Origin of the sequence: Blattabacterium sp. (Cryptocercus punctulatus) str. Cpu (assembly GCF_000236405.1) — a bacterium.
Lineage (GTDB): Bacteria > Bacteroidota > Bacteroidia > Flavobacteriales > Blattabacteriaceae > Blattabacterium > Blattabacterium punctulatus.
Map to the genome: position 1 here is coordinate 589183 of NC_016621.1, position 16563 is coordinate 605745.

Below are 16563 nucleotides of genomic sequence, written 5' to 3' on the forward strand. Positions count from 1 at the left end.
TTTAAGAATATTAAAAGTTATATTTCTTACATAAATATTACCACTAATATGGTTTTTTACTTTTTCTAAAATAAAAGAAACTATTTTTTCTTTTATTTTCTGTTTTTGATAATAAATAGTATAAAAATATTCCTATTATAAAAAAAAAGGACTATTATACAAAATAAAAATATTTTTTTATTTTGAAAAATAAATTTTTGTAAAAAAAAATTAATTCATTTTTTAATTCTTCTAAAGATATTGTTATTTTTTTTATGAAAAAAAAACTTATTATTATTGGCATAGAATCCACATGTGATGATACCGCTGTTTCTATTATTAATAATAGAGAAGTTTTATCTAATGTAATTATCCGTCAAAAAATTCATAAAAAATATGGGGGGGTAGTTCCTGAATTAGCTTCAAGATTTCATGATAAAAATATTTATTTAGCTGTAAATAAAGCTATTTCTTTATCAAAGATAGATAAATATGAAATTGATGCTGTATCTTTTTCTTTAGGCCCAGGATTAATCGGATCTTTATTAGTAGGAGCTTCTTTTGCAAAATCTTTTTCAATTGGATTAAAAATTCCTTTATTAACTGTCAATCATGTACAAGCACATATACTTGTCCATTTTATACAAAATGCAAATATCAATAATTCTTTTCCCAAATTTCCTTTTTTATGTTTAATGATTAGTGGGGGGCATACCCAAATAATAAAAGTAAATGATTTTTTTAAAATGGAAATTCTAGGATCTACCTTAGATGATTCTGTAGGAGATGCATTTGATAAAATAGCTAGGATGTTGGGTATTTATTATCCTGGAGGACCATTATTGGATCATTTTTCTAAAAGTGGATATTCTAAAAAATTTAATTTTTTCAAAAACCAAAATGTGAATGAATTAGATTTTAGTTTTAGTGGATTTAAAAGCCATATTTTTCAATTTATTAAAAAAAAATCAAAAAAAAATTCATTATTTATTAAAAATAATTTAGCAGATTTATGTGCTTCTGTGCAAAGAACTATATCAGAAATACTTTTGGAAAAAATACATAAAGCAACTATAAAAACTGGAATTTTTAGAATAGTTTTAGCAGGAGGAGTTTCCGCTAATAATGAAATTAGACGTAATTTTATTCTTTTTGCAAAAAAAAATAAAAAATGGGAAATTTTTATTCCAAAAAAAAAATATTCCATAGATAATGGAGCTATGATAGCTATTACAGGACTATTTAAATACAAAAAAAATTTTTTTGATTCTATAAATGTAACTCCATATACAAAATTTCAAAAATTCTAAAAATTTTTAAGTACATCTACAAATTAAATTTCTATCTCCATATCCATCATCAATTCGATCTATTGATGGCCAAAATTTTCTTTCTTTAACCCAATTCAATGGATAAGCAGCTTTTTCTCTAGTATAAGGATATATCCAATTATTTCCAGTTAATATATCTAAACTATGAGGTGCATTTTTTAATACATTTTCTTTTTTCGTAAATAGACCTTTTTCTATTTCATAGATTTCTTCACGTATTTTTATAAGTGTTTCAATAAAACGGTCTAATTCTTCTTTAGATTCACTTTCTGTAGGTTCTATCATCATACATCCTTCTACAGGAAAGGATATAGTAGGAGCATGAAATCCATAATCCATCATTCTTTTTGCTATATCTATTACTTCTATTTCAATACTTTTAAAAACTCTACAATCTATAATAAGTTCGTGTGCAACTGTATTATTATTACCAACATATAATATTTTATAAAATTTTTTTAATTTATTTTTTATATAATTAGCATTTAAGATAGATATTTCCGTACACTTTTTAAGTCCATCTGGACCCAACATACGAATATATGCATAAGAAATTGTTAAAATTAAAGAAGATCCATATGGAGATGATGAAATGGTTAATTCATTTTTTTGATTTGAATTTTTTTGAAAAGGATGATTAGGAAGAAATGGTTTTAAATGAGGTGCAACACAAATTGGTCCCATTCCAGGCCCTCCTCCACCATGAGGTATAGCAAAAGTTTTATGTAGATTAATATGACATATATCTATTCCAATTTCTGCTGGTTTAATTAATCCTATTTGTGCATTCATATTTGCTCCATCCATATAAACTAATCCTCCATACTCATGAATAAGATCTATTATCTCTTTTATATTTGATTCATATACTCCATGAGTAGATGGATAAGTTATCATTAATACAGATATTAAATTTTTATTTTCTTTTACTTTTTTTAACAAATCATTTTCATCGATAGATCCATCTTGTTTAGTAAAAATTAAAACGACTTTCATTCCAGCTATACTTGCTGAAGCTGGATTAGTACCATGTGATGAAGTAGGAATTAAGGCTATATTTCTTTTATATTCGTGTAATGATTCATGATAAGCTTTAATTACCATAAGTCCAGCATACTCTCCTTGAGCCCCCGAATTTGGTTGTAAAGAAACTCCAGAAAAACCAGTTATTTCTTTCAAATATTTTTCCAAATTTTTAATAATAAATTGATATCCTTTTGTCTGATTTTTAGGGGAAAAAGGATGAATATTTCTCCATTCATATTGGCTTAAAGAGAATAATTCTGCAGAAGAATTTAATTTCATAGTACATGATCCTAAAGGCATCATAGAATGGGTTAAAGAGAGATCTTTTTTTTCTAATCTTTTGATATAACGCATCAGTTCATTTTCTGAATGAAACTTATGAAAAATTGGATGTACTAAAAAATTAGAGGTTCTTTTTAAAAAATTGGGAATTCTATATTTTTCTTTTTCTATAAATTTTTTTTTGATATTTTTCTTACTAACTTGATGAAAAATAGAAACAATATGGTTAATATCTTTTTCATAAGTTGTTTCGTCTAAAGTAATTGTTAAATAATTTTTATCTACATATCTGAAATTAATTTTTCTACGTTCAGATATTTTTTTTAATTTTTTTAAGAAAAAAAAATCTGAATTTTTTATTTTTATTCTAAGAGTATCAAAATAAAATATATTCATTTGATGAATATTATCACCAATAGTATTCATCAATAAACATTCTAATTTTTTAGTATTTTTATGAATATTTTCTGCAATTATTTTTAATCCATTTGGACCATGATATAAAGCATACATAGAAGCCATTATAGCAGGTAATACTTGTGATGTACAAATGTTAGAAGTAGCTTTTTCTCTTTTTATATGTTGTTCTCTTGTTTGTAAAGCCATACGAAATGCTTTTTTATTTTTTTTATCCATGGATTCTCCAATAATTCTTCCTGGAAGAAATCGTTTATATTTATCACAAGTAGCTAAAAAAGCAGCATGTGGCCCCCCATAACCCATAGGTATACCAAAAGATTGACTAGATCCTACAACAACATCAGCACCCCACTCTCCAGGAGGTTTTAATAAAGTTAGGGCTAATAAATCACTGGATACTATTACTGATATATTTTTATTTTTTGCATATTTTACTATTTCACGGTAGTCATATATTTCTCCTGAAGGAGACGGATAAGAAAGTAATAATCCAAATATTTTTTTTTTTTTATATTTTTTTAAGTTTCCATGAAAATCTTTAATCAACTTTATTCCTAAACCATAACATCTTGTTTTTAAAATGGAAAATGTTTGTGGAAAAACTTCATCTGAAACAAAAAAATAGGAAAAGTTTTTTTGTATTTTTTTTATTTTTAAACTTTCCTTATAAATCATGAACATAGCATCAGCTATAGCTGTACCTTCATCTAACATAGAAGCATTACTAATTTTCATTCCAGTAATATCTGAAACCATAGTCTGAAAATTAATTAAGGCTTCTAAACGGCCTTGAGATATTTCGGATTGATATGGAGTATAAGGGGTATACCAATTTGGATTTTCTAAAATATTTCTTTGAATTACAGCTGGAGTTATAGTATTTTTATATCCTAATCCTATATAAGAACGATAAATTCTATTTTTTTTACTGATTCTATAAATATGATTTAAATATTGATATTCAGAGATTGCATTTGGTAGATTTAATCGTTTTTTTAAACGTATTTCTTTTGGAATAGTATGATTTATTAAATCTTTTATAGATTTGTATTTTAATATTTTCAACATTTCGTGAATTTCTTCACAAGATGGGCCTATATGTCTGGAATAGAATTTTTTTATAAAAAAATCCTCATTCATAAAAATAGAAATTGTGTTTAACTTCAGTAAAGTTAGATAAATTTATAAAAATTTTTTATATTAATATATAAAAAAATTCAAAATGAAAATTACTATTATTGGAGCAGGAAATATAGGAGCCTCATGTGCCAGTTTATTAGCTAAAATAGATATAGTTGAAGAAATTGTTTTATTGGATATAAAAGAAAAATTAGCTGAAGGAAAAAGTTTAGATATATCTCAGATGTTACCTCTTGTTGGATCAAATACTCATGTTATTGGTATTACTAATGATTATTCAAAATCAAAAAATTCTGAAATAATTATTATTACTTGTGGATTTCCTAGAAAACCAGGAATGAGTCGTGATGATTTAGTAAATATAAATGCAAAAATTATTCATACTGTAACTAAAAAATCTATTTATTTTTCTCCAAATGCAAAATTTATAATAGTATCTAATCCATTGGATGTGATGACCTATGTATGTTATAAAACAGCTAAAATAGATTCTTCTCGGGTTATGGGAATGGCCGGAATATTAGATTCAACTAGATATCGTTTCTTTTTATCAAAAGAATTAAATTGTTCTCCTCATGATATACAAACTTTATTACTAGGAGGGCATGGAGAGACTATGGTACCTTTATATAGATATACTTCAATATCTGGAATTCCTATCATAGAATTTTTATCGAAGGAAAAAAATCAAATCATTATTGAAAAAACTAAAAATGGGGGTGGGGAAATTGTAAATTTATTAGGTACATCAGCTTGGATAGCTCCCAGTGCTTCTGTTGTAAATATGGTAAAAGCTATTATTAAAAATTCTAAACGAATTTTATCGTGTTCTGTTTTTTTAAATGGAGAATATAATTTAAAAAATGTGTATTTAGGAGTACCAGTAGTTTTAGGAAAATATGGAATAGAAAAAATAATAGAATTACAATTGAATAAAGAAGAAATGTTACTTTTAAAAAATTCTGCTAATCATATAAAAAATATGATTAAAAAATTGAATAATATCAATTTATAAATTTTTGATTGAATCATGAAAAATAAGATTTTATTTTTAGTAGCTCACCCTAATATAGAAAATTCTATTTTAAATAAAAAAATTATACAGAATATTCATCATAAATACAAAGAAAATATCATTATACGAAAATTATATAATATTTATCCTGATTTTAAAATAAAGGTAGAGGAAGAAATAAGGATTATTTTGAATACAAAATTTATAGTATTTCAATTTCCATTTTATTGGTATAGTTATCCATCTCTTTTAAAAGAGTGGAAAGATCAAGTTTTTACAAAATTATATAAAAAAAAATCTCTTTCTGGAAAACATTTATTAGTATCTATTACTACTGGATCAGAAAAAAAAACATTTCATGCAGGAGAAAAAAATAATTTTACTATAGATGAATTCTTACGTCCTATTCAACAAACAGCTTATATTTGTAATATGATTTATCATGGATATGTTCATATTTCAATACATAGGGTAAAACAAATGAACGGAAAATCATGTTTTTTGGAAAATTATATAGATAAAATTATTTTTAGTATTAATGAATGGATACAATAAAAAAATATTATTATCTTTCTAAAAAAATTAATAATTCTCCTTTTTTATAACTTATTTCGATTCGTTGTAGTAGTTCAGTAGATTCGTTTCTGATACCTATATTTTGACCAATTTTCAATAATCCATTATTAATAGGATATTTTAACCCATGAGTAAATAATCCTTCTACTTTTGGAAATGGGAAAAAGAGAAACCCATTTTTATTTTTTTTCTGATAAAAAAAATTTTTTTTATCAGAAAAAAAATAATAATGATAATTATCATGAAAAATTATGGATAATTTTTTTTTATATTTTAAAGCAGTTGATAGATTTCCTAAAAAATGATCTTGTTCTTTCCCACTAGCCCCCCAAACATTTATATTAAAATATCCTTTAGAATGGATGATTCGTAAAGATTTATCAAAATCGGAGTAATTTTGATCTCTAGTTTCAAAAATTTCAAAAAATTTATTTTTTTTTTCTACAAAATTTTTTTTTAAAAATGAATCAAAATCTCCAATAATAGAATCTACTCGGATACCCATTTTTTTTAAATAGTAAAAGGCTCCATCAACTGCAAATATTTTTTTGTAAAAAAAATATTTTTTAAAATAAATATGAGGTGGGGTACCATTAAGAAATAATCCAACTTCTGGACCTTGAAATCGATGATCCATTTTTATTTTATGATTTTATGATTTTTTTTTATAAAATAATTTCCTAAATAAACTTTTTTTACCATAGAATCTTCTATCAATTCTTTAGAAGGTCCATGTTTCAATATTTTTCCTTCAAACATTAAATAAAGACGATCCGTAATTATAAAAGTTTCTTGTACATTATGATCGGTAATTAATATACCAATTTTTTTATTTTTTAAAGAAATAATAATTTTTTGTAATTCTTCTATCGCTATAGGATCTATTCCAGAAAAAGGTTCATCTAAAAGAATAAATTTTGGATTTGAAGCTAAACATCTAGCAATTTCAGTTCTTCTACGCTCTCCTCCAGATAAAAGATCTCCACGATTTTTTCGTATATATTGTAATCCAAATTCTTCAAGAAGTTGTTCGGTTTTTTTTTTTCTTTCTTTATAAGAATATTTTTTCATTTCTAATATGCATAAAATATTATCTTCTACAGATAATTTTCTAAATATAGATGGTTCTTGTGCTAAATATCCAATACCTTTTCTAGATCGTTTATATATTGGATCATTAGTAATATCTTCTTCATTAAGAAGTACTTGTCCTTGATCTGGACGAATAAGTCCTACAATTATATAAAAAGAAGTTGTTTTTCCTGCTCCATTTGGCCCAATTAAACCAACTATTTCTCCTTGATTTAACCAAAAAGAAACATTTGTTACAACATTTTTTTTTTTATATTTTTTGTATATATTTTTCGCTATCAAAACCATGATTATAACAATTTTTATTTTTAAAAAATCAATTTGATTGTTAAATTGCAAATTTATATTTATTATGTAATATGATAAAAAATATTTTATTTAAGTTTAGTTTTTTTTTGATAATTTTTTGTAATTTTTCTTTTGCTATAGAATTAGAAAAAGTAAATGGTATTTCTGTTATAATAGGAGATGAAATAATCTTAGATTCCGAGATAAAAAATTATTTAGATTATAATAAAAATATTTCTCCATGTAAAGGATTAAAAAATTTATTAATTCACAAATTAATTCTTTATTATGCAAAAAAAGATCCTAATTTACATATTTATGATCAAGAATTAGAAAAAAAAGTATCTAATATATTAGAAGAAAATTTGGTAAATACTAAAAATTATTATACTAAGGAATTTTTGGAAGAATTCACTGAAACTATTAAAAATAATCAATATATAGAAAAATTTTATCAAAAAATAATAGACGATATAGAAGTTTCTCCTGAAGAGGTAAAATATTTTTTTAATAAAAAAAAGGAAAAATTACCTATAATTCCAAAAAAAATATGTATTTCTTATATGATTTTTTATCCAAAATTAATTGAAAAACACCGGAATAAAATTTTTAATTTTTTGAAAAAAATCAAAAATGAAATTCATTCTGATAAAGATTTTTCGACGAAAGCAATTTTATTATCAGAAGATTATTCTTCGGCATGGAATGGTGGTATTATTAATGGATTAAAAAAGAAAAATATACCAAAAGAATTTGAACGTGTAGTTTATGCTCTAAAAGAAAAACAAATATCTGAACCTTTTGAAACAAATTTAGGATTTCACTTAGTGAAAATAGAAGAAAAAAAAGGTGATGAAATAGATATAAGGCATATTTTAATTAAACCTAAATATACAAAGGAAGAATTAACCAAAACAAAAAAATTTGTAGATTTAATCAAAAATCGTTTAATAAATCATGAAATTTTTTTCGAAACTATCCAAGATGAAAATCCAATAAATAATAATCAAATAGTAGTAAATTCTTATATATGGAAAAAAAAATGTATAGAAGAAAAAGATCTATCAAAAAAAATGAAAAAATCTTTAATTCATTTAAAAAATGGAGAAATATCTGATACGTATAAAGAAATTTTAAATGGAAAAGAAGTTTTTTTTATTGTTAAATTATTGGAAAAAATACCTTCTCATCCAATCTCTTTGGAAAAAGATTATACGGAATTAAAAAATTTGATAAAGATTCTTAAACAAGAAGAAAAAATTAAAAATTGGGTAAAAATTCAATTAAAAAAACTTACTTAAAAAGGGTTTGTCCATAACATAAATTATATTATTATGTTTCTTTTTATTATAATATAATTATTATGCATAATATACATTTAATTGAATTGAATTAGATCGGGGCCTTTTTCTATATAAAAACTCCATTATTTAAGAACTAATTTATTCCTATTTTTTTTCCATTTTTTCTACTTTTGTGATCACTATTATATGAGATTTTAAATTTAAAAGTTCAATATTTTTAATTTTATATCCATCAATTAAAATTTTTCCTTTTTTAATCTCGTATAATCTGGAAATTAAATGTATAATGGTATAGTTACCAGAACTAGTGGCCCCCCTAATTAACATTTTTTCCAGGAAATATTTTAAAAAAAATTTTTTTATTCGTATATTACCTAATAATTATTTTTTTTATGGAAAAGTTGTATAATAAACATTATTACTATTTTTTATTGTAAAAAAATATTTTAACGTGAAGTTTGTACACGGTTTTCATAAAAAGTTTTTTTTAATGTTTTTTGAAAAAAATGAGTAATAAAATATATAAATGGAATAGTAAAAAAAATAATAATAGATAATTTTTTATGCACTATATACATCATAATTACGATCATTATTATTTTTAAATATCTCCAGATATATGTATACCATCGTTAAATATTATACAATAATAATTTCTATATCCGAAACATAATAGGATATCTATTTACCAATTGGAGTTTTGTAAAAATAAAGAAGTTTTAAAAGATAATAACTTTTAAAATAAAATAATTTTAATTTTTTAAACAATTTTTTGATCAATAATATTGGATAAATATAATAAAAGAAAATGAAATAAACTTTCTAAAAGAAAAAGTAAAATAATCCATATTAAAATATTTTTAAGACCAAAAAAGTATTTATAAACTATATAAAAATCTATAGTTTTCTATATCAATTTAGGGCGATAAGCAGATATAAAAGATATTAATATAGAAAATATTAATTATTGTTATTAAAATCAGTTTATAATTTAAACTTATTCTTAAAAAGTTATTTTAAGGAATATTTTTTTTATAAAAAAATATCCTCTGGATAAATAATTTTATAAAGAAATAAACCATAGGGTGGTGGAATCGTTTTACTACAATAATCCTTATTTTTTAATTCTATAATTTCTATAAATCTATTTATACTAATTTTCTCTCTTCCTACATCAACTAATGTACCAATTATAGACCTTACCATATTTCTTAAAAATCGATTGGCTTCAATAGTAAAACAAAAATAAGTGTTTTTTATTAACCAATTTGCATCGTATATTTCACATATATTATTTTTTTTTTCATTTCTTTTTTTAGAAAAAGAACTAAAATCTTTATATTTCATTAAAATTTTAGTAGCCTCATTCATACGTTTAATATTTAATGGATAAAAACAATACCAAGAAAAATCTTGAAAAAAAGGATTTTTTTTATATGTTAAATAATATTTATAGGTTCTACTTATTGCATTAAATCTAGCATGAATATTTTTTTTTACTGGAAAAATATTGAATACATGAATAGATTTAGGCAAAAAAATATTTAATTTTTTAATAAAATTATTGCTTATTTTTTTTTCAATATCAAAATGCGCAAACATTTGTTTTGCATGGACACCTTTATCTGTTCTTCCAGCTCCTACTATATTTATAGGAGTTTTTAATAATATGGATAAACAAGATTCTAATTTTTCTTCTACAGAGTTAACTTTATTTTGAATTTGCCATCCATAGTAATCCTTTCCATTATAAGCTAATTCAATAAAAAATCTCATTTTATTTTTGAAAAATATAAAAAAATATTTTATTTTTTAAAGTTATTCAAACATTCTATAATAATAGAACATCTTTTTTTAATTTCTTTTTTCGTAATAGTCAATGGAGGAGAAATACGAAAAAATTTACTATGGAATAAAAAACGAAAAATAATTAATCCTTGTTTTATACAAGATTGTAATACTTCATCCACATGATTCTTGATTTTTAATTCAAAAGATAAAAGGAGTCCTTTTCCATGAATATTTTTTATTTGATCATGAACTAAATATTTTCTAATCCATTTTTTTTTGATAGAAACTTTTTCAATAATCTTAAAATGAATAAGTTGATTGAATGTAGTTAAAGAAACGGAAGCAGCTACTGAATTTCCTCCAAAAGTTGTTAAATGACCCATTGGAACATCATCAGAAAAATATTTCATAATTTTATCTGAGGACATAATAAAACCACTAATCGGAATACCTTCCCCCATTCCTTTTCCCATTATCAAAATATTAGGTACAATTCCATAATGTTCAAAAGCAAAAAACTTTCCTGTTTTTTTAAATCCTGTTTGAATTTCATCCAGTATCATTAAAGAATTTCTTTTTTTACATTGTTTTTTTACTTTTTTTAGAAAAAAATTATTAGGTAATACCACTCCAGAATAACTTTGGATTGTTTCCAAAATTACACAAGAGGTTTTATCTGTAATAGAGTAAATAAATTCATCTATTTGGTTAAATGTTATAAATTTTACCAATGGTAGAAGAGAGCGAAAAGGTCTTTTATTTTTTTCATATTCCATAATACTCATGGATCCCATGGGACTTCCATGATAAGATAATTTGCAATAAACAATCTCTTCCCTACCTGTATAATATTTTGCTAATTTTAATGCTCCTTCTACAGCTACAGTTCCAAAACTAACTAAATAAGTTTTATTTAATGGAGATCGAGTAATCTCTGCTAGTTTTTTACAAAGTTTTACACAAGGGTCCTGTATAAATTGACCATAACCCATAGTATGTAAATATTTTTCTACTTGATTTTTTATAGATTTTTTTATTTTTTATTTTTTATTTTCATGTCCTAACGTATTTACAGAAAGTCCAGAAACAAAATCTAAATATTTTTTTCCATCTTTATCATAAATATAATTTCCATCTGCATAATCTACTGAAATTTTCATTAGGATTAGATATTATTTGAGTTTGATATCGAATAAAATCCTTCTCTAATTTATTCATACATATTATTTTTTTTTTTATTTAATTTTTCAATTTCTTTTTTTTCTTCTAAACTTTCTTTTCTATATTTTTTAATTTTTTCATAGATTAAGTATTTTTTATTCTTAGATTTTTCTTTTTCTTTCCAAGAAAATTGAGGAAGAAATAAATTTTTTTCAAATATACTGTTAGATAGAAGGAATAATTTTGAGTTAGATTTTTCTAAAAAAAATTTTTTTATTTTTTTTCCTTTTTCTAAATTTGCATATATAATTCCACAAGATGATTTATTGATTATTTTTTTATTATTATACAATGAAGAATTATTATAATGAAAAATAATGCTTTTAGCATTACCTTTAATCAAAATTTGTTCTAAAACATTTTTTTTATCAAAAAAACCTATCATAATTTCTCCTTTTATCTGATTAAATTCTTTTGAATTTATTTTTTTTATATAAAAAGCATTTTTCATTATTTTCAAATAATCTAAATAAAAATCATTTTTAAAATGAATAAAAATGGAATCTCCAGTGATTTGTTGATTTTTTATCCAAAAAATGGGATTACCATTAAATTGTATTGATTTATTTGACGGTTCATATATTAAGGAGTAACTTTTTATTTGAAGTTCTTCATTTAAAAAAAAACCTATAACAGGAAAAAATTGAATTGATAATATAGATTCATTCTTTAAATTTATTTTTATTTTATCCGAATAAATAAAAAAAGTATCCTCTTTAGGTTTTATTTTTATAAATACGATATTTTTTTTAAAAAAAATTAATCCAGAGTATAAATCAAAATTTCCATTATCTCCTATAAAAAAATATCCTTTTTTTTTATCTTCAAAAAAAATATTTTTAATAAAGCCACTTTTTTTCTTATAATCGAAAAACCAATATTTTCCTTTTATAATTTTATCATTATAATGAAGACTACAATATTCTTTTGGATAAAAAAATATTTTTTTTTTATAAAAAAAATCACCTGATTTAGCATAGAAAAAATTTTCTATTTTATTATTATTTATTATTATGGTAGGGCTATAAAATTTTATTTTATCTATTGAAAATAGATATTCTATTGAATTGGAATATACCGTATAATTTTTACTAATTAATTTGACTTCATATTTTAATTTTGCCTTTTTTTTTAAAGGAAAGTAACTTCCTTCTTTACTATATATATTATAATCTTTATAAAAAATAGTGCTTCCTTTCTTATAAAAAATCTTATTAAAATTAAGATCGTATTCTAAAATATTGGTATATAATTTTAATTCATCTAATAATAAAACTACGTTTTGGATTGCCTGAAAAAATTTTTTTTTAAAATTATAATTAATAATATTTGCTGTTAATTTTATATTTTTTTGAACTAAAATTACTTTACCGGAAGCTTTTAGGTTATTCATATTTTCGGAATATTCTATTTTTTTAGAAAAAATTTTATTTTTTTCTGATTTTAATTGAACATTTCCATATCCATAAAATTTATTATTTTTTTTATAAATAGCTTTATCACAAAAAAGTTGATATTCCTTATGTTTAATATGAACATGACCTATTAAAAAAACAGTATCATCATTATCTTCTTTTTGTATAAAATCGGCATGAATTAATTTTATCGATTTTTGAAGATTCTTGTTAAAAGAATTTTCAATATTAAGGAAGAATAATAGAATAATTAATAAAGAATAATATTTAGAACTCATTTATTCATTAGTAAGATAATGAAAAACTTATTTTCATTTTTTAAATGTCTTTATGCGATTTAATATATTTCTATATTTAAATTTTTTGGTAATCTATAAATTTTTTTATGAAAAAATAATTATAGCTTTTTATCATTCTATTGTTTTATAAATTAAATTTTTAGTTTTGGGATCAATAGTAATTTGTCTATATAAAAATAAAAAATTATTTTTTTTCATTTTATTAATGATGTATTTCATTATATTGTAATAATTTATTTAAATTTGGATCTTTTATTCCAATAAAAAAAGACCAATAGTGATCTTCACCTATAGGTACCCAATCAAAATTCATTTTAAAACTTCTCAAATCTCTGTAAAAAACTAACTTTAAAAAACTTATTTGATGTTTTAATAAATTGTAATCCGTTTTTATTTCTATATTCCAATATTTTGTTAAATTTATAGATCCATTTATACTTAAAAAAACATTGAATAATTTTTTTTGATTAAAATAATTTTCATAAGTTGAATTTAAATCAATTTTCAAATTCAATGGAATTGGATATATTGCATAATGATATTTATCAAATAAAAAGTATTCATAACGATTTTTTCCTTTTTTTTCAGATTTATTATTAAAAAAATTTATTTCATGTTCAATATTTTCATGAAAGGAAAAATTAAAATACATTCTTTTTTTTTCTTTTCTACTATCAAATAAAAAAGTATTGTATTTCCGTTTTTCATATAAATTTATCCCCCCTTTATATTTCATTTTTAAATATTTCGTAAAATTAGTATAACCCATAAAATAGAATTTTTCTAAATGAAAAGAATTTTTATCAAAAAAATGAAAAGTTTTTACCTGAAAAAGATCAATTATTTTTATTTTTTTGTATGTAAAATCTTTTAAATTTTTATTATTTTTTATTTTTAATTCCAAATTATTATTTAATATAAAAATGATTCTATTTTCAATAAGATTGTTTTTATTATTTTGATTTAAAGGAAAATAAGATTTAATTCTAAAAGAAACTATAGGATCCATTTTATGTCTTAATAAAAAATCCTTATTATTTAATTTTAAAAAACCTTCTAAAGAGGAAAATAATATATCTGTGAATGCATCTGTTTTTTGAAATAAGGTGGAGGTACCTGAATTCAAATTCCAAGTAGAATATCCTTTATAATGAATTCTTGGATAAATTTTAAAATAAGGATTAACATGAATAAAGGTAGAAATATTTATAGTATGTTTGATACCTGTTTGGATATCTATTTTTTGTTTTATTTTTTTTAGTAAAGGAAGAATTGAATAATATTCTATATAATTATGTGCAAATATATGATAATCCATAATTAATGGATAAAAAAACCGTTTTTTTATAAAAAAAGGTTTTTGTCGCATAGAAATACTAATTTCTGGAATTTTTAATTGCATTATTCCTTTATTCCTTTTTTGAATGATAGATGCATCTATATTCAAAAAATAATTTTGAAAATTTTTTTTTATACTAATATTAGAAATATTCATTTCTTCATATTTTATGGAATTAACTGGAGAAAAATTATCGAAATAATAGTTTATATCTGCGTTAAATTTTATTTCAGAATTTGAATTATAATCTTTATAATGCTTCCATTTAAATTGATAATCAAATTTTTTATTTGATAAATATTGATAATTAAAATGAATAGATCCATTATACAAATATTTAAATTTATATTCCATTTTTGTTTCTAATTTCCATTTTTTACCTCCATATATAGAACTAGAAATTAAAAAATTCAAATAATCGGAAATAGGAAAATAAAATCCTATATTTTCTATAGTTATCTTCTTATTTTGAATCAAAAACCTAGGATAGGTAATTCCAAACGAAGAAATTTTACTATTATCCTTTTTCAAAGGAATATATAAAAATGGAAAAATTATAGGAATTGGAACTTGATACCAATAAAAAAATACGGGGCCAGTAATAACATATTTTTTTTTATGAAAATATTTTAAGAAATCTGTTTTTAAATAAAAATCAGGAATTTTATCTTTTTTTTCTATAAAAAATGGATCTGCTGTATAAATCACTTTTTTCATTAAACTATAATCATTCTCCTTTTTTATATCCTTTGCAATAATAACATAATCTTTTTCTTGTATATAAACATTATCAGCATTCCATTTTTGATTATCTAAATTTATGTGAAAATGTCTAGACGTATAATATTGATTATCTCCTTTTTGGATAACAATTACATTTTTATTTTTACCTATAGCATATAAATCTCCATTTTTCCAATTTAATTCTATACGATCTGCTTTAATTTTTGTATCAAGATATTCTATAAATGCATTTCCATCTAAATAAGATTTTCCATCATCTATATGATGTTCTTGTACATTTGAACGATATTTTATAACAATATTTTTTAATTTTGTTATATTATTCAAATTTAAATAGGGTTCAATTTTAGATTCATCAATTATTTTTAGCTCCTCTTTTTTTTTTTCTTCCTCTGCATAAATAAAAATAGTATATAGAAAAAAAAAGAATATTATTGTGGATATAGAAATCCATTTATTTGTATACAACTTAATCAAGTTTTTTAAAAAAAATTCAATTAAATAATATTTTTTTTTAATTATATATACTTTGCATATAACATAAATTTTTATAGTATACATCAGGATATATAAAAATAATCTATTCAAATTCTATTTTTTTTATTTTTAATTTATCTTCACATATTCCTAATATTTCTAAAAGAGTAATATTAAATATAGGATGATATTTTTTTGGTAAAATTTCACACATAGGAACTAAAACAAATTTTCGAAGATGTAATAAAGAATGTGGAATAGTTAAAATAGAACTATGTATTATAATTTGATCATAAAATAAAATATCTATATCAATTTTTCTATCCTTATAAAATTTTTTATTTTGGGATGATTGATCTTTTACTTTTTTATTCATTATAGATTTTTTATTTATAAAAAATTCGATATCATAAATTTTTTCTAAAATATCAATAGGAGAATAAAATGTTTTTACATGTAAAGCCCTATTGTAAAAAGGATATGTATCTTTGTTCATACTCCAAGCTTCACTTTCAAAATAAGAAGATTTTTGAATAATTTTTCCAATTTTTTTGGAAATTAAAACTAAAGATTCATCTAAATATTTTTTTCTATTTTCTTTATTACTTCCTTGTAATAAAAAAACATTGTGCTCTTTCAATAAAGACATTTGTTATACAATATACTAATTAAATATATTTTTTTTATATATGTTATTTTAAAGATTTATTTATAAAAATATTTTTAATTAAATTGAGTGAATATTTTAATATTATTTAATAATTTATATATTATATTATGATGAATTCATATCATAATAAAAAAAATATCAATAAAAAAGATTA

At 21.5% G+C, this 16563-nt stretch carries 12 protein-coding genes and 1 pseudogene; 4 read left to right on the forward strand and 9 right to left on the reverse strand.

Annotated elements, in window-relative coordinates:
• Nucleotides 1-254 precede the first annotated feature (254 nt).
• Nucleotides 255-1289, forward strand: a complete 1035-nt coding sequence (gene tsaD / locus BLBCPU_RS02840) for a tRNA (adenosine(37)-N6)-threonylcarbamoyltransferase complex transferase subunit TsaD (RefSeq protein ID WP_014246494.1) — start codon at nt 255-257, stop codon at nt 1287-1289.
• Between the two features lie 6 nt (nt 1290-1295).
• Here tsaD and gcvP read toward each other — a convergent pair whose 3' ends face one another.
• Nucleotides 1296-4178 (reverse strand): aminomethyl-transferring glycine dehydrogenase, encoded by a 2883-nt coding sequence (gene gcvP / locus BLBCPU_RS02845; protein WP_014246495.1) that lies wholly within the window; start codon nt 4176-4178, stop codon nt 1296-1298.
• Nucleotides 4179-4260: 82 nt separating this feature from the next.
• Here gcvP and mdh point away from each other — a divergent pair, with 82 nt between their 5' ends.
• Together mdh and BLBCPU_RS02855 are read left to right on the forward strand one after the other, a co-directional pair.
• Nucleotides 4261-5193 carry a malate dehydrogenase gene (gene mdh, locus BLBCPU_RS02850; RefSeq protein ID WP_014246496.1) on the forward strand — a complete coding sequence of 311 codons (933 nt, stop codon included), beginning with the start codon at nt 4261-4263 and terminating at the stop codon, nt 5191-5193.
• A gap of 15 nt (nt 5194-5208) precedes the next feature.
• Nucleotides 5209-5748, forward strand: coding sequence for an NAD(P)H-dependent oxidoreductase (locus BLBCPU_RS02855; RefSeq protein WP_014246497.1), 540 nt, complete (start codon nt 5209-5211; stop codon nt 5746-5748).
• Nucleotides 5749-5758: 10 nt separating this feature from the next.
• Here BLBCPU_RS02855 and BLBCPU_RS02860 read toward each other — a convergent pair whose 3' ends face one another.
• Complete coding sequence (locus tag BLBCPU_RS02860) at nt 5759-6406, reverse strand: thiamine diphosphokinase (RefSeq protein ID WP_014246498.1); 648 nt, start codon at nt 6404-6406, stop codon at nt 5759-5761.
• A gap of 2 nt (nt 6407-6408) precedes the next feature.
• Nucleotides 6409-7149: an LPS export ABC transporter ATP-binding protein gene (gene lptB / locus BLBCPU_RS02865; RefSeq protein WP_014246499.1), complete on the reverse strand. Its 741-nt coding sequence runs from the start codon at nt 7147-7149 to the stop codon at nt 6409-6411.
• A gap of 71 nt (nt 7150-7220) precedes the next feature.
• Here lptB and BLBCPU_RS02870 point away from each other — a divergent pair, with 71 nt between their 5' ends.
• Nucleotides 7221-8450 (forward strand): peptidylprolyl isomerase, encoded by a 1230-nt coding sequence (locus BLBCPU_RS02870; RefSeq protein ID WP_014246500.1) that lies wholly within the window; start codon nt 7221-7223, stop codon nt 8448-8450.
• Between the two features lie 147 nt (nt 8451-8597).
• On the opposite strand, the gene BLBCPU_RS03035 is transcribed toward BLBCPU_RS02870, so the two are convergent.
• The 6 genes and pseudogenes from BLBCPU_RS03035 to folK all read right to left on the reverse strand — a co-directional run bounded on the left by BLBCPU_RS03035 (nt 8598) and on the right by folK (nt 16388).
• Nucleotides 8598-8780 (reverse strand): ABC transporter ATP-binding protein, encoded by a 183-nt coding sequence (locus tag BLBCPU_RS03035; RefSeq protein WP_050798157.1) that lies wholly within the window; start codon nt 8778-8780, stop codon nt 8598-8600.
• A gap of 705 nt (nt 8781-9485) precedes the next feature.
• Complete coding sequence (truA, locus tag BLBCPU_RS02880) at nt 9486-10229, reverse strand: tRNA pseudouridine(38-40) synthase TruA (protein ID WP_014246501.1); 744 nt, start codon at nt 10227-10229, stop codon at nt 9486-9488.
• A gap of 29 nt (nt 10230-10258) precedes the next feature.
• Nucleotides 10259-11404, reverse strand: a pseudogene (locus BLBCPU_RS02885) (aspartate aminotransferase family protein).
• A 50-nt stretch (nt 11405-11454) separates the two neighbouring features.
• Nucleotides 11455-13158 carry an OstA-like protein gene (locus tag BLBCPU_RS02890; RefSeq protein WP_014246503.1) on the reverse strand — a complete coding sequence of 568 codons (1704 nt, stop codon included), beginning with the start codon at nt 13156-13158 and terminating at the stop codon, nt 11455-11457.
• Nucleotides 13159-13381: 223 nt separating this feature from the next.
• On the reverse strand, nt 13382-15823 hold the full coding sequence (locus tag BLBCPU_RS02895) for a putative LPS assembly protein LptD (protein WP_014246504.1): 2442 nt from the start codon (nt 15821-15823) through the stop codon (nt 13382-13384).
• A gap of 19 nt (nt 15824-15842) precedes the next feature.
• The gene (gene folK / locus BLBCPU_RS02900) at nt 15843-16388 is read right to left on the reverse strand and encodes a 2-amino-4-hydroxy-6-hydroxymethyldihydropteridine diphosphokinase (protein ID WP_014246505.1); all 546 of its coding nucleotides are present in this window, start codon (nt 16386-16388) and stop codon (nt 15843-15845) included.
• Nucleotides 16389-16563 lie beyond the last annotated feature (175 nt).